The organism is Marinomonas sargassi (assembly GCF_025716875.1).
GTDB classification, from domain to species: Bacteria; Pseudomonadota; Gammaproteobacteria; order Pseudomonadales; family Marinomonadaceae; genus Marinomonas; species Marinomonas sargassi.
In genome coordinates this window covers 231,469-250,155 of record NZ_JAOVZB010000002.1, presented here as the reverse complement: position 1 = coordinate 250,155, position 18,687 = coordinate 231,469, and the positions used below count along the sequence as shown (strand labels likewise).

16 protein-coding genes are annotated in these 18,687 nt (G+C 41.1%); 4 read left to right on the top strand and 12 right to left on the bottom strand.

The features are described 5' to 3' along the window. Window positions 1-330: 330 nt before the first annotated feature. From OFY17_RS05655 to OFY17_RS05615, 9 genes are all read right to left on the bottom strand, one after another. Entirely contained in the window at window positions 331-2,217 is a 1,887-nt protein-coding gene (locus OFY17_RS05655) for a methyl-accepting chemotaxis protein (protein WP_263529752.1), read from the bottom strand. A gap of 218 nt (window positions 2,218-2,435) precedes the next feature. Further along, window positions 2,436-2,750: a DUF3301 domain-containing protein gene (locus OFY17_RS05650; RefSeq protein WP_263529751.1), complete on the bottom strand. Its 315-nt coding sequence runs from the start codon at window positions 2,748-2,750 to the stop codon at window positions 2,436-2,438. Between the two features lie 237 nt (window positions 2,751-2,987). After that, window positions 2,988-3,524 carry a flavodoxin gene (locus OFY17_RS05645; RefSeq protein ID WP_263529750.1) on the bottom strand — a complete coding sequence of 179 codons (537 nt, stop codon included), beginning with the start codon at window positions 3,522-3,524 and terminating at the stop codon, window positions 2,988-2,990. Between the two features lie 22 nt (window positions 3,525-3,546). Beyond that, window positions 3,547-4,434, bottom strand: coding sequence for a helix-turn-helix transcriptional regulator (locus OFY17_RS05640; protein WP_263529749.1), 888 nt, complete (start codon window positions 4,432-4,434; stop codon window positions 3,547-3,549). A 205-nt stretch (window positions 4,435-4,639) separates the two neighbouring features. Continuing rightward, a complete protein-coding gene (locus OFY17_RS05635) occupies window positions 4,640-6,010 on the bottom strand; it encodes a sigma-54-dependent transcriptional regulator (protein WP_263529748.1) in 1,371 nt (456 codons plus the stop codon). A gap of 2 nt (window positions 6,011-6,012) precedes the next feature. Continuing rightward, complete coding sequence (locus tag OFY17_RS05630) at window positions 6,013-8,094, bottom strand: PAS domain-containing sensor histidine kinase (protein ID WP_263529747.1); 2,082 nt, start codon at window positions 8,092-8,094, stop codon at window positions 6,013-6,015. A 43-nt stretch (window positions 8,095-8,137) separates the two neighbouring features. Further along, on the bottom strand, window positions 8,138-9,088 hold the full coding sequence (locus OFY17_RS05625; RefSeq protein WP_263529746.1) for an AEC family transporter: 951 nt from the start codon (window positions 9,086-9,088) through the stop codon (window positions 8,138-8,140). 275 nt (window positions 9,089-9,363) lie between these two features. After that, window positions 9,364-10,041 carry a response regulator gene (locus OFY17_RS05620; protein ID WP_263529745.1) on the bottom strand — a complete coding sequence of 226 codons (678 nt, stop codon included), beginning with the start codon at window positions 10,039-10,041 and terminating at the stop codon, window positions 9,364-9,366. Window positions 10,042-10,058: 17 nt separating this feature from the next. Next, window positions 10,059-11,465, bottom strand: coding sequence for an ATP-binding protein (locus OFY17_RS05615; RefSeq protein WP_263529744.1), 1,407 nt, complete (start codon window positions 11,463-11,465; stop codon window positions 10,059-10,061). A gap of 349 nt (window positions 11,466-11,814) precedes the next feature. Here OFY17_RS05615 and OFY17_RS05610 point away from each other — a divergent pair, with 349 nt between their 5' ends. Together OFY17_RS05610 and OFY17_RS05605 are read left to right on the top strand one after the other, a co-directional pair. Then, window positions 11,815-12,954, top strand: a complete 1,140-nt coding sequence (locus OFY17_RS05610; protein ID WP_263529743.1) for an aminotransferase-like domain-containing protein — start codon at window positions 11,815-11,817, stop codon at window positions 12,952-12,954. A 114-nt stretch (window positions 12,955-13,068) separates the two neighbouring features. Continuing rightward, window positions 13,069-13,785, top strand: coding sequence for a YebC/PmpR family DNA-binding transcriptional regulator (locus OFY17_RS05605; protein WP_263529742.1), 717 nt, complete (start codon window positions 13,069-13,071; stop codon window positions 13,783-13,785). A gap of 71 nt (window positions 13,786-13,856) precedes the next feature. Here OFY17_RS05605 and OFY17_RS05600 read toward each other — a convergent pair whose 3' ends face one another. Next, complete coding sequence (locus tag OFY17_RS05600) at window positions 13,857-15,089, bottom strand: glycosyltransferase (protein WP_263529741.1); 1,233 nt, start codon at window positions 15,087-15,089, stop codon at window positions 13,857-13,859. A 164-nt stretch (window positions 15,090-15,253) separates the two neighbouring features. Between OFY17_RS05600 and fabV the strand changes: the two genes are divergently transcribed. Together fabV and OFY17_RS05590 are read left to right on the top strand one after the other, a co-directional pair. Continuing rightward, window positions 15,254-16,456, top strand: coding sequence for an enoyl-ACP reductase FabV (gene fabV, locus OFY17_RS05595; protein WP_263529740.1), 1,203 nt, complete (start codon window positions 15,254-15,256; stop codon window positions 16,454-16,456). Between the two features lie 103 nt (window positions 16,457-16,559). Continuing rightward, window positions 16,560-17,081, top strand: a complete 522-nt coding sequence (locus OFY17_RS05590; protein ID WP_263529739.1) for a hypothetical protein — start codon at window positions 16,560-16,562, stop codon at window positions 17,079-17,081. 94 nt (window positions 17,082-17,175) lie between these two features. Here OFY17_RS05590 and OFY17_RS05585 read toward each other — a convergent pair whose 3' ends face one another. Beyond that, window positions 17,176-17,919 (bottom strand): YciK family oxidoreductase, encoded by a 744-nt coding sequence (locus OFY17_RS05585; RefSeq protein ID WP_263529738.1) that lies wholly within the window; start codon window positions 17,917-17,919, stop codon window positions 17,176-17,178. Between the two features lie 26 nt (window positions 17,920-17,945). Then, window positions 17,946-18,662 (bottom strand): bifunctional 2-polyprenyl-6-hydroxyphenol methylase/3-demethylubiquinol 3-O-methyltransferase UbiG, encoded by a 717-nt coding sequence (ubiG, locus tag OFY17_RS05580; protein WP_263529737.1) that lies wholly within the window; start codon window positions 18,660-18,662, stop codon window positions 17,946-17,948. Window positions 18,663-18,687: the final 25 nt, after the last annotated feature.

Genomic DNA, 18,687 nt, shown 5'->3' with positions numbered 1-18,687 from the left:
TTTAATAAATAGAATTCACCTTTATTTCATTCTATTGCTAACCATTGTTAGTATGCAAATGAAATGTACATAAAAGTAAACTTTTGTTAATAGTCACGGTTTTATTTTTTGACTTAAGTCAAAGAATAGAGAAAAGGCGGCTTTTTTATTCACAATTGAAAATGTTAAGGGCTTAACAAAATTGTCCCCGTTAATTGTCCATATATTAAGTGTCCATCGGAAAAAGAAGCTTAGATTTGGTAAAACGAATTTGTTCAAATTTAATGGCTTGCTACAAAAACGTTATAAAAAAACCGGCTGCTGCCGGTTTTTTTATATTCATCAGAATACCTAGTTCGTTTTAAAGACGCTTGTTTTACTATCTAAGCTATTCACTTGGTTATATATGTCGCCAGTATTGCCTTCGATATTTTTGATGTTGCCAGAGTCACTTTGTAACTGCTGAGCTATCTTATCCATCTCGGCACTCATATGAATGGCTGTTTCAGCCACTTCTTGTATGGATTGCGCCATTGCAATAGAAGAAGATGAACTGGTTTGGGCATTCTGTTCAATTTCTTGAATAGCCACATCGGCTTTCTCACTAAACTCCTCAATCGCGTGCAGACTTTTCTGTCCATCTTGCATAGTGGTAATGGCTGTTTGGGTGGATGTTTGAATGGTACCAACGATATCGGTTATTCGAGAAGTGGCATCAACGGTTTTCTCTGCTAACGAACGTACTTCGTCGGCCACAACTGAGAAGCCTCTTCCAGCTTCGCCTGCCCGTGCGGCTTCAATAGCCGCATTAAGAGCAAGTAGGTTAGTCTGGTTAGCAAGGTCGTTGATCATACTGATAACGTTATCAATGTCTTTAGATAGCTTGCCCAGCTCATCAAGCTGAGAGCTAGTGTTGTTAACGACATTAATGGTGTCAGACAAATTAGATAGAACTTCTTTAATTGTTCCTGAGCCCATTTTAGCTGATTGATAAGTGTTCTGGGATTGGTTACTCAAATCTTTCGTCACATCAGAAATATTTGAAATAGTATTAGATATCTCATCTGTTGCTGTTGCCAAAGAATTGGTTTGTTCCGTTACTAAATGGTTGCTCTGGGTAATATTGCTAACAGAGGTGTTGAGTTCGGACACCATGTTATTAACGCCACGAGTCGTTTCAATGACTTCACCGATGACAGAGTTTAGACCAGTAGTCATCTCATTAACGGAACTACAAAGCACATCAAATTCATCATTACGTTTTTGATTAACCGATAACCGTGCCGTCAAATCACCATTTTTAACTTTTTCTAAGTCTTTCATGATTTGAGATAGGGTGCTGCTCACACTTTTGATAATCCCCATTATCATGATAGCCGCCGCAGCAGCGACAAGAATACTGACAATAATAAGTGTAATACTTGCTTGCTGAGAGCTTGCGGAAGCTTGCTCTCGTGCGTCAATAACTGCATTTTGCATATGATTTACAGCTACAGAGCGTGCTTCATTTAATTGTGCTCTGGTCGCTAGAAAGTTTTTCTGTAGTGAGTCTACTTTCGTGACTTCTGCTTCAAAGTCTTTCATTGCATCAGCGTAGGCATGTATATTAGGGCCAAAGCGCTCAACCAGTCCAAAATCAATAACGCTATTATAAAATTTCTCATAGTGCTGCAGAAATAAGCTTTTATTTTCTGGAGTGGGTTCAAAAATAAAGGAGGTTTCCGCTTCGCGAACAGGTAAAAAATCTTGTTTTAGCAGGCCCAAAAAGGATATTTCGTTCATGACGACTTCACCTAGGTTGGCAATCTTACCCTTGACGCCTGCATCACTGCCCAGACCAATTTTCTGTTTTTCTATTAAGAGTCGAGTTAACGCCCCATTATATTGAGATAGTAGAGTAGATATCTCGGCAAGGTGGCTTTTGGCCTGAGGGTCTTGAATGTTATTGGCATCCGTTTGCAGTGTTGAAATAAAGGTTTGATGGTTTGCATTCAGTTGGTCGACAAATGGTGCAAATTTTGCGTCTGTCAGTGAAGAGAGGGATTCGTATTCTTCCATTAGGGTAATGGCAAGAGTTGCTAGGTTTTTATCTACGGCGGTTAAGGCGTCAAATTTTGAGGATGATTCGTCTTGCGCTTTTAACCCTTTTAAAGCAACCAGTGTTACTACCACAAAGCCGAAAACTGCGGCGATAAGTAATGAAAACAGTTTAGTCCTAAAACTGAGATTTTCTAACATAAATTATGCCTCGCTAAATTCTACTTTGGTAGTCAAAGTATTATATGTATATCCAGTACTAGCGTAGGTAGCGATTAAAATAGCTAAAGAGCCACCATGACTTCATTCTATTGTTAACTATTGTAGCTATGCAAATAAATGTGTATGGAAGTTAATTTTTGTTAGTGAAAATTGTTTATTTGGGTATTAGGTAGGGCTGTTTTTATACAGGTAAGAAGTTAAAAGTCGTGGGGGCTTAACCATATATTTTCTTGTTGGTTACCAATATATTGAATTTTTCCTGAATAGCGAGTTAGGCCACTAGAAGTAAATTCAAAGCGGTAGTGTCGACGTATTTTTATTTGGCCTTGATGCCAGGTAGGTAGCCACTTTGTACCAGCAATGCTCTCATCTAATAGTTGTAAATCGAGTGATTGACAATGCTTCTTAGTGCGGGCGAGTGCCATCTCTCTTATAGCTATATTGCGCCACCAAGCGTAAACAATAATAAAAACAAAGGTGAGTATAAAAAGATCGAAAAGTTCTATATGCATAAAAAGACAGCTGTTGAGTTATTGAAAACTAATCATAACCAACATTGATGGGAAAAAGAAATGCGTGACTACCTCCAAGCAGGAGAGAAGGGGAGATAGTCACGTTCTTTACACTTCTGAAAGCAATAAGCATTATTATCTCATTAAATAGAATGTAAATTTGGCATTCGGGGCAGCGAATGTGTGGACCCAAATTTTAGTCGTTAACTTCTATTTAATGGTCAGTCAGGTGATAACCTATGCTAATTCTACTGCTCTCTCCGCGTAAACTTGTATAACCCACTGCTCGATACGTTCATCAGTGAGTTCAAATTGTTGGTCTTCATCGATCGCAAGACCAATGAAATTTTCTTTGTTCTCAACACATGCACGAGATGCTTCGAACTCGTAACCTTCCGTTGACCATTGGCCTACGAATTTTGCTTTTGTTGGAAGTAACTTTTCATATAACCAACCCACCGCGTCAATGAAGTAGTCACCGTAGCCAAACTGGTCTCCCAATCCGTATAGAGCTACTACTGTATTGTCTAAAGATAGAGCTGTTAAGCTGTCTTCGATGTCTTCCCAGTCAGACTGGATGCCACCAAAGTCCCAAGTAGGGATACCAAGAATTAGAGTGCCGTAGCTTTCAAGTAAGCTAGGTTCAATATCTTTAATATTGAAGATATCAACCGTTTCACCTAATTCTTCAAACTGCTTCGCTATTTTGTTTCCAACTTCTTCTGTGTTGTTTGTATCAGTACCGTATATAAGGGCTATAGATGATTGAGCCATGTTCTGCAATAAATCCTATCGTCTAATGAATTTGTCCATAATGGTGACTACTGACACCAAAATGTTGAAGGAAGGCTGCTTCAAATTGCTCTTCTGAAAGACCGCTTTGAGCAAGAATACTCCCTTTATTAGTAGGATTTTCCCTTAATCTAACAGCAGCCGATTTGACTCTTGTGAGAGTCCAATAACTTCTAATGGGCTGACCGACAATAAGATTGAAGCCAATTTCTAATGCTTCTGGGTTTAATCCTACTTGCTGAGATAACTGCTTAATATCCAGCACTTCATAATTTAACATTTCTATTCGGTTTTGTGCATTGAATAGTTTGCTTTGACAGTCTTCACATTGAGATAAATGGCTCAACATCTGCAATTGTTCTATTAAATTAAAAATTACTGCGTAAATATGGCCAGCTAAGCTAATGGAATGACCCGTATGAGTTAATACTGGTTCACACAAGCTAGCGAGCTTTTCAGTAAAAGGTAATTCAATAATTCCATTATCGTTACCTAGTTTCTCTTTCATCATTCTGAAGTGCTGAATGATTTGGTCTTCGTTTTCGCCTAATGTTGTGGCTAGGTGTGCTGAGGAAATCTTCATTTGAAGCAAACCTACCTGCTCACCTTTTGTAAATTCTAATTCACCTTGTAGTTTTCTCGGTAAATAAGAGATTTGTACAGAGTCTATGTCGTCAATGGATTGAATGGCCTGACCACCGATAAAAGAAAAATATAACCCGGCGTCTGCTTCTTCAATAATGGATAAGTCACTGCGACTTTTTATGTGTTGATTTAGTAAAAACAAGTTAGGCAATAAAGCAACATGGTGTTTATGACCGACGATATGCTTGGCCATATTTTGGTTAACCTTGCCTGTCTTTTCATATACATCATGCATGTGAACTTGCATTGCATATCGCCTCTAACTTGATAATGGTTATCATTAAAGATCTTTTTTCTTCCTAATGCAAGTGATTCCCATTAAAAAAATTAAATTCTTATTTTGGAGGTGCTTTACAGTGGCGCTTTACAGCTCAGGCCACTGTACTTTGGTTGATTTGGGGGGGGAGACTCTAGCGGTGGTTACCTTAGTTACTAATTACTTTGGATTGTCGTTACTTAAGATAATCTATGCGATTTAAGCCGTATTTCTGCATTTTTTGGTTTAGTGTGCGACGGGGTAACTGAAGTTGTTCCAAGACAAGCTGAATATTGCCCTTATGTTGCTTTATGCTAGCTTCAATTAAACTGCGTTCAAAATCTTGAACCTTTACACTTAAAGGTAGGGGGGATATGGAATGGGTGTCTTCCTGAGCTTGGTAGCCTGCCAATATTTTGGCAATACTGGTATTAGGTTCAAGAGTGTACCTTAGCGCCACATTTCTTAGTTCCCTAACGTTTCCGGGCCACCCATAAAGCGTCAATGTTTCATGATCTATGGGGCTGAGGGAGGTGAACTCACCGCCACGTTCTTTAACGGCAATCCGGCAAAAGTGTTCAAACAAAAGAGGGATGTCATTTCCTCTATGGCGTAGGTCAGGTAAGTGTATCTGAGAGACGTTGAGTCGATAGTATAAATCTTGGCGAAAGTTCTCTAGGGTTTGTAAATCGCTTTTAGCGGCAGCAACAACTCGCAAGTCAATATTGATTGTGGTGTTACTACCAATACGCTCAAGTTGATTCTCCTGTAATACTCTTAAGAGTTTAATTTGCATGGCGAGTGGCATGCTTTCAATTTCATCTAAAAATAGTGTGCCACCGCTAGCGTATTCCAATTTTCCGATACGCCTTTTATTTGCGCTAGTAAAGGCGCCAGCCTCATGCCCGAATAGTTCACTTTCAAATAAGTCAGCAGGGATGGCTGCACAGTTTATCGCAACAAAGGGACTGCCTCTGCGGGGGCTGCAATCGTGAAGTGCTTTAGCAACGAGCTCCTTACCGCAGCCGGTTTTACCGTAAACAATGGCGTGGGTATCCATATTGGCAAAGGTATAGATTTGTTGCCTGACTCTTACCATGTGTTCGTCTTGGCCAATAATGACTTCTTCTAATCCGTGCAGATCACCAAGATATGAGGTTTGGTTCGCATGCTGCAGTTGTACACGTCTTAGCTGAATGGCTTTTTCAACGGTTTGTATTAACCTATTTGGGTCAAAGGGCTTTTCTAAAAAATCGAAAGCACCATCACGTAAGGCGTTGACGGCGGTATCAACATCGCCGTGTCCGGTGATAAGTAAAAAAGGAAAGCTTTTTTCTTCCTTCAGACAAGCGTGCATTAATGTGAGTCCATCCATTGGCTCCATTCTGATATCACTGACAATAATACTGGCAACGCCTGTTTTATATTCTTGTAAAAGAGCATTGGCATCTTTAAATTCTTTTACGTGGTAGTCAGATAATCTTAGCCATTGGGCGGTAGTTGACCTCACGGTATCATCGTCATCTAATAGCCAAACTTCGATGTTCTTTTCTATATTTTGGTTCATGTCTAGGCCTTAAATAATGTCAGTTGGAAGACCAGCTCGGAGGATGAGTTATTATAAGCGGTTAATGAACCATTCATATCCTTAGCTAAATTCGCGCTAATGGCTAATCCAAGCCCTAGCCCTTTACCGATTGGCTTAGTGGTAAAAAATGGTTCGAAAATATGGCTTAACTTCTCTGCTTGTATGCCAGGGCCGTTATCTTGGTAGTAAATGGTAATCTGCTTTTCATTGCTTTTTGAAAATAGACTAATTGAAGGTGGAATATCTGCTTCTTGGCAGGCTTGTAAAGAATTACTAATTAAGTTTGAGAAGATCCTTTCTAACCGTGTGGCCTCTGCAATGACTTTATCAGTCTCGTTTATTTGAATGTTCCAATTGGCATTCTGGGCCTCGTCACCTAAGTTTTCGATAGCAACCATGATGGATTTTTTGATGGAAATGGCAGATAGGTGTTCAGGTCTTTGATAAGCAAATACTTTGAGCCCATTGGTGAGTGTCTGCACTCTGCCAACCAAAGAGATTAGATCGGGTAAGGTGCTTAAGGCTTGCTCGATATTTTTTCTCTTTAGTAATAGTTCTGTGGTGTAAGCGAGGTTTTTGATACCAGTTAAAGGTTGATTGATTTCATGGGTAATGGCTGTCGACATTTTTCCGATTGCTGCTAACTTTTCTGCTCTTAATAATTCTTGTTGGGTGTCTTCTAAGGCTCTTGTTCTTTCGAGAACTCTTTCTTCTAGTCGACTATTAGCTTCCACTAAACTCAATTCAGCTTTTTTCCGTTTACTGATGTTGATAAAAGTGACCAGATAGCCTTGAGAGTCACTCCATTCTAGAGCCGAAATAGACAGCAAAGCAGGGAAATAGGTATGGTCGCCTTTTTGAAGGGTGACTTCTTGTTCAATAAAGTCTGTAGCTAAGTGAGCAGGAGGTCTTTGTTGTTTCTTTAGTTCTAAGATGAAAGAGCGAACGAATGTGTTCTCTTCCAGATTTGGTAAGAAATCGGTAAGTCGGTGATTGTGTAGTTGTTTATTCTGACCTAAATAACGTAACCCCATAGGGTTAACAAAAGAGATTTCACCGTATCTTGTGAGCTGCATTAGGCCCACATGAGTATTTTCTATTAGGGCTCGTTGTCGCTGAGCACTGTCTTCAATCAAGATTTTATTTTCTTTCTTGGAAGCGATTTTTAAGGCGCGTTCACGGCGGTAAAGCCAAAATAATGAAGCAAGAGCGCATAATGCGAGGGCAAAAGAGGCGATTTGTCGAGCTTCTGTTTGGGTGCTTCTCATATCGGCAAAGAGGTGGATTTCCCACTGCAAATCATCCAATAAAACGCTTTGTAGTAGGAAGTACTCTTTCTGGGTTTGGTAGACTTCCGCTTGCGTGCCATCTAAAAAACGAATGTTTTTCTTTTTGCTTAACCAATCTGAATTTAAATCATAATTGGATTTGTGGGAGAAGACGGCCCGAGATTGATTATCTGTAATGGCAGCGAGCTCATGGAATAGGTTCCACCTATCTATCAACTGGTCAATATTAATACGGACACCAACGGCACCCACTAACCCACTAGTATTGTAAACAGGGGCAAGGGCTAAATGAATGGTCTCTTGGTTGGTGAGGCTTCTTCCAGCAAGCAGTAGATGTTCTCCTTGATGTTCTTTCAGGCGCTTACTAAATAGTGCTTCGTCGAAATAATCACTAAAGACAAAATTAGAGGATTGCTCGTTGGAAAGAAGTAGCCCTCCTTGTTTAGAGAAAATAAACCAGCCTTGTGTTTTGGAGACTTGAGTGAGGTCTTCTAAGTGACGTTTTAATCGGTCGGCGAGTACAGGGTTATCAGGATATTTTATATAGGATAGTAAAGAAGGGTTGTCGGTAAGAGCATAAGGAAGGATTTGATAGGTCTTTAACTCTTCGCGTAGCTCTACCACATAGTCGAGAAGCCTATTTTGCCCCTCGGAATGCTTATCAATAATCAGAAATTGATAAGCGATGGAGTGAACGCCGAGAAAGATCAGAGTGAGTAACCCTAATCCATATAATAGAGAAAGAAGGCGGTTTTGATTTAATTTAGAAAACAAGTGATCACTAGGCCTTTTATTATTATGTAAACACTGTGGGTATTTAGATTAGGTTCATAGCTCTCAACAAAGTAACTCCGATGCTGGTGGTAATCAAGGAAGCAATTGTGGTGATGACAATAATATTTGCTGCTAACTCTGAATTTCCTTTCATTGCTCTGACCATAATATAGCTGGCTGATGCGGTTGGTGCCGATGCCATCAAGAAGAGAACGCCAAGTTCCATATCACGATAACCAAGTAAATAGCCGCCAAATGTCAAAGTGATGGGGATGAAGACGAGTTTTCCAAAAGAGGCGATAAGAGCCCCGAAAATCCCCTTCTTAAGAGAGTTAAAGTTAAGTGAGGCACCAGCGCATAGTAGGGCTAAAGGTAGTGTCATTTGCGCAAAATAATCCCCAGCTCTAAAAAGAGTTTCGGGCAGTTTTAAAGAGGCAAGAGACATCACAAACGCTGCCACAATGGCGATGATAAGAGGGTTCTTAGCGATGTTTTTAATAATGCCTAAGGTGTTTATATCTCCCCCAAGTCCTCTACTTAAACCAATTACCGAAAGGATGTTAAAAAGTACTGTTACTCCACCTAGATAAACAGAGGCAACAGCATAAACGCCATCGCCATAGGCGTTAACACAATAAGCAAGGCCTATTATTCCCATGTTTGAGCGGAAAGCACCTTGTATTAAGACGGCGCGGTCTGCTTTGTCTTTTTCGAGGTACCTCATGAAAAACTCTAAAAAAAGGTAGGTGGCAAATACCGCTGCCATGGCATAAAGAACCAGAGAAAAGTTGGTGTCACTACTGAAACTGGTTTTTGAAATACTGATAAAGAGTAAAGCGGGAAGGGTAACGTTAAATACTAACTTAGATGCAGTATCAATGAAGTTATCATTGATGAGTTTTATTCGATAAAGCACCACACCTAGCCCCAGTATTAAAAAAATCGGCATGGTGATCGAAAAAGAAAACGCTAGTACATCTAAGAAGTTATTCACATCTTTCCTTAATAAATAGAAGGTGCATAAACCAGTCTATTAAGGAAGGTACGCATAAGTCCACTGGCTTCAGCGTGTGGATAAACCTTTATTATTCGAGGCAGGCTTCGCCGTCCAATATTGAACATATTTGCAAGAAGCTTAACAAAGAATAAAAAGTGCTTAGCCCACGCCCTTCGGGTCTTTCAGAGAAATGGCCTCTCGGTGTTAAGAGTTATAGACCGTTTCTCTGATAAGACTGAAGCTCAGAAGACTTATTCTCACCTTCCTTAAGGTTAGTCGATGTTCTCAAATCGATAGCCTGCACCATAGACTGAGTGTATGGCATTTAGCTCTGGCGCTACGGCTGCAATTTTCTTACGTAGCTTTTTTATATGGCTGTCGATTGTTCTATCGCTAACCACTCTGCTATCGGAGTATATACTTTTCATAATGTGATCTCGACCAAATACTCGACCGGGTTCAGCTATCAGTAATTGAAATAGTTGAAACTCTACTGTTGTTAAGTCAATTAACTCACCTTTGTAAGTCACTCTTAAGCGGTTAGTGTCTAGCTCAAAACCATCGTTTCGGGGAGCTTCTTCTTGATCAAGTTGTACGCGTCGAAGGTTAGCTTTTACACGGGCAACGATCTCGCGAGGGCTGAAGGGTTTGCATACATAGTCATCTGCGCCCATTTCTAGACCGATTAATCTGTCAATTTCTTCCGCTTTCGCGGTCACCATAATAATAGGGACAGCGCTAAACTGACGGACTTGTTTGCAAATTTCCACGCCATCTAAGCCAGGCAGCATGAGGTCTAAGAGGATTAAGTCGATAGGGTTGTTCTTGATATAATCAACCGCAATGTCGCCTCTGTCTAAATGGTGATGTTCATACCCTGCTTGTGCTAGGTAAGCTGCCATAAGTTCCGCTAGTTTTGGTTCGTCTTCGATGATTAATACTTTGTTCATAGTTTTTGTGTGTCCATCTAACGTAATGGGAATTCGATTTTGATGCCTAGGCCCCCATCTTGGGAGTCATAGGCAGAAATATTACCTTGGTGTCCGTCCACTATGCTCGAGCATATTGATAGACCTAAACCGCGTCCACCGGTTGCTCTGTTACGAGAGTTTTCAACTCGATAAAATTGTTCAAAGATTTTGTCTTTTTCTTCTTCTCTTACCCCTGGAGCTGAATCCTCAAAGGTAACGATAATTTTTTTATTTTGCTTATAGGAGTGTATAGTGAGACAGCCCGGAGCATTAGTGTATTTCAATGAGTTATTCATTAAATTGGTAAATAGCTGATGCAGTCTGTCTCCATCCCCTAGAACCTTAGCCGATTTTGTTAGTTTATTGATGACCTTTAATTCAATGTTTGCTTCTTTAAACGGCAGTAACATAGAGCCGCTTACTTGATCAATAATGTCGGTAATGGCTAAGCTTTCCATCTCATAGTTCAAGCTGCCAATATCATGCATAGACAGTTGGTTTAAATCATCAATAAGACGGGCAATATGCAGTGTTTCATGGTGTAGCGACGCTAAGCTCTCATTGCTAGGTTTGATGATGCCATCTTGCATGGCTTCAATTTCACCTCGTAAGATAGCTACAGGAGTGCGCAATTCATGGGCAGTATCGGCAATCCAGCGCTTTCTGGCTTCTCGAGAGCTTTCTAAAGTACAGGCCAGCCGGTTGAAATTACAGCTTAAGTCTGAAAGTTCATCAGAGCCTTTAACCGGTATGCGGGTGTCAAATTGACCAGCAGCTAATTTCTTTGTCGCTCTTTGCATCGAGCATAAAGGTTTGCATAACCATTGTGCTAAGGGCCAAGTTAGTAAGGCTGCGATGGCAAGCATGAATATTGAAATTAATAAAAAGGCTTCACCTTGCTGTCGAACGAAACGCAGAGTCTGATCTTGAACAATATCCCTAATTGAACGAAGCCCAACATAGCCTACGGTTTGGTTGTTAATGGTGACTGGGTGAGTTTCTGTTTCGGAAAAACGCCCCTTACCAATCAGAATTTTTTTATCCTCATCATAAAGAATAAAACGCTGACGGTAGTATTGTGATGGGTATATCAAATCCAAGTTTGGGGTGCTAGGAGGCGGTATTAAATCTTGCAAATTATCTAGCTTAGCCTTGTACCACTTTTTTTCTTGCTGGCTTTCTTTTATGAGAACGGACCAGTCATTAAATAAGAAATAGCGGTTGGCAGTACGGTTGGCCATTTGTTGTAAAAAATCACGATCCCGCTCTGTTGCGTAAGAAGCGAAGCCTCGGTCAAAGCTCCATTGAAAGACCTGCCACATAGATACAATAAGTAAAACGTTGCTTAATACAAAGACGGCAAAAAGCTTATGACGAATTTTCAAGCCTTTTAATGGCAACATAATAAAGAGGATTCCTGTTTGTTGGAGATAAAGCTGTTTCGGAGCGTGCTTTAGAATATATCAATTAATGAGTTAGAGGCTCATCTTTTAATCGTTTTCCATATTTTACTCACTATACATTTTATTAATGAAAGCTGGCTATTCTTGCTGGTGCAAAAAATAAGGAACTATTTAGAAGCCTTTAGTTATTCATACTCATTTAGTCTGAAGGCTTTCTGTATGGTGCGGAAAAGCATGATCTGTGTCTTTTTTGCTCACTAAATATAGGAGATTTTAGTGGCTGTTATTTATCAATAAGGTCTCCTTTTATATGGATATTTCACATCTTTTAAATTCCTCAGTTTCAAATATGGAACCATCCTTGGTTCGTGAATTATTACATTATAGCCAGCAACCAAACATCATTTCTTTAGCGGGTGGCTTGCCAGACGATGCTTTGATGCCTGCGTATCCAGATGTTAATCAATTGCTAGATAGTCGACAGTATGGGGCGAGCGATGGCGAGGCGGTTTTGCAGCAACACATCGCTCAGATATTGGCTGGACGGGGGCTTGATCGGCAGAAAGCAGTCTTAGTAACAAATGGTTCGCAGCAAGGCTTGGATATTGTGAGTCGCTCAGTATTGGATAACAGCGCCACGATACTTACTGAGCAGCCGACTTACTTGGCGGCCTGTCAGGTATTTAGGTTGCAAGGTGCCAATATTCAGGGAGTTACTTCCGATGAATTTGGTATGTCTGTAAAGGATTTTGAGGAAAAGCTGGAAGAGTACAAACCAAAAGCTGTCTATATGATCCCTAATTTCCAGAATCCTTCTGGCCATTGTTACAGTCTAGAAAGACGTAAAGAAATTGCCTCGTTACTAGAAAAAAAGAACGTTTTGCTTATAGAGGATGACCCTTATGGTGAGCTTTGTTATGAAGAGATTAAATTGCCCCCTATATCAAGTATGTTAAAAACTTCTTCTTGGGTGTATTTGGGGAGTTTTTCAAAAGTGCTTTGGCCCGGTTTAAGGGTGGGCTATATGGCATGCGATGAAGAGTTAATGCCTTATTTTGAGAAAGTGAAGCAGGCAACTGACTTGCATACTAATCGTCTTGCACAAATGATGGTGAGCCATTTCTTAGGTTCAGGTCAGTACCTCCTTCATATAGCTAAACTGAAAGCTGTGTATAAGAAAAAGCGTGATGCTATGGCGGATGCCTTGTTGAAATATTTGGGCAATCAGATTTCGTATCGCATTCCAGCGGGTGGCATGTTCTTTTGGGTTAGATTGCCAGAGGGTGTTTCCTCCATGCTAGTGATGGAGCGCGCTTTGCAAGAGCAAGTCTTGGTGTTACCCGGAAAACCGTTTTTCTCCTCGGATCACATGTTAGATGATGCTTATTTAAGATTGAACTTTACCCGCGTTAATGAAGAAGATTTAGATAGGGCAATTTATACCTTGTCTTTGGTGGTAAAAGGGCTATCAGTCGATAGGGTGGGGTAAAAGATAGGTTATTTATAGATTTGAATAAGCGATTTATCTAACTGAATAGGTTCCTTCTTTTTAGGGGACACGTTAGAATCGGCGTTTTAAGATTTTAAAGAATAGGAATATCTAATGGGCAGAGCCTTTCAAAACCGCAAAGAGTCCATGGCGAAAACGTCAGATCAAAAAGCCAAGGTATACAGTAAATATGGCCGTGAAATATATGTTTGCGCAAAATCTGGTGGCATTGATCCTAACGGTAATTTAGCCCTTCGTTCATTAATTGATAGAGCGAAGAAGGACCAAGTTCCAACCCACGTCATCGATAAGGCGATTGATAAGGCTAAAGGCGGTGGTGGTGAAGATTTTGATACTGCCCGTTATGAAGGTTTTGGCCCAGGTAATACTATGGTCATAGTGGATTGCTTATCTGATAATCCTAACCGTACTTTTGGTGATGTTCGTACTTGTTTCAACAAGGTGAAATCTAAGATCGGTGGTCAAGGTAGTGTGAGTCATATGTTTGACCACAGCGCTATCTTTGTTTTCGCTGGTGACGACGAAGAAGCGGTTCTAGAAGCTCTAATGATGGCTGACGTGGATGTTACCGATATTGAATTGGATGACGGCAAGGTAACTGTTTTCGCGCCGAATACTGAGTACGGTAAAGCCAAAGCTGCTATTACAGAAGCTTTTGGTGATATTGAATTTGATATTGATGAGATTCAGTTTGTACCACAAACAACAACTGAAATATCAGGTGAAGATGTAGAGCAATTCGAACGTTTCTTAGATCTATTGAACGATCTTGATGACGTGCAGCGTGTTTACCACAACGCTGAGTTTTAATTCTCCGTTTTTATCGAATTAATGTTATCTATAAAAATGCCCTGAGCGGCTTCAATCGCTCAGGGCATTTTTTATTTGTCTGTAATGGTGTTTTTGAGCTCGATCCATTGGGACATGTATTGAGTGCTTTTTAAGCTATGGTGCCTCATCATTAACCCTAAGAAGTGCTTCTTTCTGAGGGTGTCTTTTAACTGAACTTGCAACGCGAGCCTTTGAATGAGTTTGGGCTCCCATTCTGATGCTTGGTAGTGAGTATTGAGGATTTGCATGCCATTGTTCTGCATTAGCTGCCAGTCGGTCTTATTTTGATATAAGGAAACGGCAGCGTCCGCAAGGGTGTTGAAGTCGTCAGTTACGACACCATTCCATGGTAAAGGCTGGTGCATAGATTCGGCACCAATTGAGGTTGTAATACTTGCGGTACCAGTTTGCATGGCTTCAACCAATTTGCCTTTTATGCCTGCCCCAAAACGAAGAGGAGCTAAGCATATTCGTGCTTTCTCCATGACTTCTTTGGCGTCTTCAGCCCAACCTTTCACTAAGAAACCTTCTTTTGCATTATTTAGCTGGGTGGCTTTTGGTGGGGGGTAAGCGCCATAGATATGCAGTTCTGCTTTTGGGAGTCGCTTACGAATTTTGGGCCAGATTTGAGTTTTTAACTGCAAAACCGCATCCCAGTTGGGGGCATGGCGAAAGTTGCCAATGCTAATGAAGTGTTCTCTTTGCTCGAAGGGGAGCAGTGAGTCGAGCTCAGGTGGCTTATCTAGCATAAAGGGAAGGTGGAGTAGATGTGTTTCTGGCACATTAAAATGATCTATGAGGAGTTTAGTCTCTGTAGAAGAGATCATTAATGTTAAATCTGATCTATGGATAGCGGCAATTTCCCTAATGCCATGATCACAATGTAGGTCATTAATTTGGAATGAACGATCCTGTTTGACTGCTTTTTCTCGTGCTTGTCTAAGTGAGTGTAAATCTTCAGTGTTTAATACTCTAAGGGAATCTGGGCTGTGTTTTTCTACTCGCCAGCCGAACTGTTCTTCCATCATAAAACGGTCAAACATAACAATGTCTGGTTTCTTTTGTGCGATATATTGATCGAATGACGTGTTGTTAAGTTCGATTTTATCGCACTGAATATCAAGTTTTGAAAGGTCAGCCATATGTTCGGTTTCTTGGGCCGGACTGGCAAAAGAGATCTGCCACTTTTGTTTGTGGAAACAATTGAGTAATTGCATCATTCTGCTGCCCGCTGCAGAAGAATTGGGTTCGGGCCAGACGTAACCTATAACAAGAAGGTGCACAGTAAAATCTCAGGATTAAAGTGGGTTTAAAAAATGGTGATTTGAATAAGAATTAGGACATATTCTGCTGGCTATTGTATCATGGCGAACAGATTTGTGTTGCTAGCTTCATTTCAGGGATTGCTTGGCAATACGTTAGAAAAACATGACGTTGAGAAAAAATTATGATCATTAAGCCAAAAATTCGAGGATTTATCTGTACAACGACTCACCCTGTAGGTTGTGAGCAAAATGTCAGAGAACAAATTGCTTTCACTAAAGCGAAAGGGCAAGTTGAAAACGGACCTAAAAAAGTACTAGTTATTGGTGCTTCTAGTGGTTATGGATTATCTTCTCGAATTGCCGCGGCATTTGGTTCTGGTGCAGCAACTATTGGTGTTTTCTTTGAAAAACCTGGTACAGAAAGAAAGACAGGTACAGCAGGTTGGTATAATGCCGCAGCGTTTGATAAAGCAGCAAAAGAAGAAGGCTTGTACTCAAAAAGTATCAACGGTGATGCTTTCTCTAATGAAGCCCGTGACCGTGTTATTGATCTAATTAAAGAAGATCTTGGTCAAATCGATATGGTGGTTTACTCCTTGGCATCTCCAGTGCGTAAATTGCCTGAGACTGGTGAAGTCATTCGTTCTGTATTAAAGCCTATTGGCGAACCTTACCGCTCAACAGCCATTGATACCAATAAAGATGTCATCATCGAAGCCGAAATCGAGCCAGCGACTGAAGAAGAAGTTGCCGCTACGACAACCGTGATGGGTGGTCAGGATTGGGAGCTTTGGATGTCTGCTCTACAAGAAGCTGGTGTATTGGCTGAAGGTGTTCGTACTGTTGCTTACTCGTACATAGGTTCTGATATTACTTGGCCTATCTACTGGCATGGTGCATTAGGTAAAGCGAAGGAAGATTTGGATCGTGCGTCTAGCGCAATCAATACGCAATTGTCTTCTCTTGGTGGTGGTGCCAACGTTGCTGTTCTGAAGTCTGTTGTTACTCAAGCGTCTTCTGCTATTCCTGTTATGCCTTTGTACTTAGCAATGGTCTTTAAAGTAATGCGTGAGAAAAATATCCATGAAGGTTGTATGGATCAGATTTATCGCATGTTCTCTGAGCGTTTATACAACAACAATACTATTGCAGAATTGGTAGATGATTCTAACCGTTTGCGTTTAGATGATTGGGAATTGCGTGAGGATGTTCAGCAAGCTTGTCGTGATCTATGGCCGACAATTACTGATGAAAACCTGTTCTCTGAAACGGACTATCAGTTGTATAAAGATGAGTTCTTGAAGTTGTTTGGATTTGGTGTTGAAGGTGTCGACTACGAGGCTGATGCAAATCCAGTTGCTGATTTTGAAGTGATCACGCTTTAAAAGTTAGCATGGTGTTACTGAAGGGAGTTCAAGATAGTTTGAACTCCCTTTTTTATTGGCTCTTTTTCTCTTATAGTTAATCTATTCATACTCAGGAGAAGTGATGAGATACTTTTTGTGGTTGGTCTTATGGATGCCATTTTTTGTTATAGGGCAGTCTATTGAGCTTAGAGAAATTGATATTTACTATGGTGAAGAGGTGATACGGTCTCAGCATCAAGTGGTTGAGAGCTCTCCGGAAGAGGTTTCCATTATCCCTGTTGAGAGGCAAGAGAAAAAACTCGATCAGCATATTGTGTTAGGCGGCAGTGGCTCAGTATCTTATGTGGAAGAAGGTAAAATTGCTGAACGCGAACAGGCAATATACGAAGAGGTAAACAAAAGGACGAAAGAGTCGCCTTTTACTGTTTTGTTTACGGGGCACATACCCGAAGAGATTCAAGAGAAACGTTTAAGGGTCATGCCTGACTTCGGCTTAAGAGAGAAAGCGGACGATACCGATGTTAGTGCCGAAGATGTATTTGGGGGGAGTGGGGCGAGCTCTTCTGAGAGTTCATCAACCGAGGCTCCAGATGTAGGATCATTTGCCCCAATAGGCCGCGATACACCTTCGGGTACGAATTGATTTGATATTAATTGCGATTCTAGCGCTGAGAAGTTTGAAATAGGCAGGTCATTGTTGTGACCTGCCTTATTATTTTGTGGTGTAGAAAACTGCCTTATTGGGCATTAATAGAATGGCCGTTGATCTCCAAGCTATCGTCACCCATCAAATATAAGTAAGCAGGCATTATGTCGCTTGCCGTTGCCAGTGTATTTGGGTCTTCACTAGGGTAAGCAGTAGCTCTCATCTTGGTTCGGGTTGCACCTGGGTTGATTGCGTTGGTGCGTACAGTAGGAGTGAACTCTGCTGATTCGTTAGCAAACAATTGCACCATGGCTTCAGTGGCAAATTTTGACACGGCATAGGCGCCCCAGTTGGCTTTTGCTGTCTTGCCGACGCCTGAAGAGGTAAAAACCACAGAGGCATGATTCGCTTTCTTTAAAAGAGGAAGCAGTGCCTGAGTAAGAATAAGTTGGCTGGTTACATTAACCCTCATAACTTGCTCAAACAGAACGGGGTCGTAGCTACTGATTGGCTCTCTTTCACCAAGCATGCTGGCATTGTGTAGTATGCCGTCAAGTCGTCCAAATTCGCATTCGATGGTGTTGGCGAGCTCTAAAAAATCGTGCTCTGCTGCGCCATCTAAATTGAGCGGTACTATGGCAGCTTGTGGAAGTTTTTTCTGTTCAATTTCGTCGTAAACTTCCTCTAGCTTTTTTGTTGTGCGGCCCAATAAGATAACCGTGGCGCCATGTTCCGCATAGGTGATGGCAGCTGTTTTTCCTATGCCGTCTCCGGCTCCTGTTACCAATACGATTTTATCTTTAAGTAGTTGTTTTGGCGCTTGATAGTCAAACATATCTTCTCCTTGTGCCTTTGTCTGGCTTAGAGTTTTTGAGTATGCATCAAGTAATTAACGGATACATCTTTATCGTTTAGCTTGTATACCTTAGTGAATGGATTATAGGTCATCCCCGTCATATGGTGTGTTTCTAGACCGGCTTGTCTTGCGTAATTGCACAGCTCAGCAGGTTGAATGAACTTAGCGTAATCGTGAGTGCCTTTGGGGAGCATGTTGAGAATGTACTCTGCGCCGACAATGGCAAATAGATAGGCTTTGGGGTTTCTGTTAATGGTCGAGAAAAAAACATGGCCGCCCGGTTTTACAAGTGTCATACAGGCTTTGATCACTGAAGATGGGTCGGGAACGTGCTCTAGCATTTCTAGGCATGTTACTACATCGTATTGGCCTGCTTCGCGAGCAGCAATTTCTTCAGCAGTGATTTTTTCGTAGTCGATATCAAGGTTAGACTCTTGCTTGTGTAACTTGGCAACGGCAAGAGGCGCTTCGCCCATATCAATGCCTTTTACCTGAGCACCGAGCTTAGCCATGGCTTCAGATAGAATTCCCCCGCCACAACCAACATCAATGACTTTCTTGCCTTTTAAGCCTTCGCAGCGTTCATCTACATACCCTGTACGTAATGGGTTGATGTCATGTAGGGGCTTAAATTCATTTTCTGTATCCCACCAACGGCTTGCAAGTGCTTCAAATTTAGCGACTTCATTTAAATCTACATTGGTTTGTTGTTGGTCGGTCATTGGTTGTTTTCCGTATTGTCTGTAT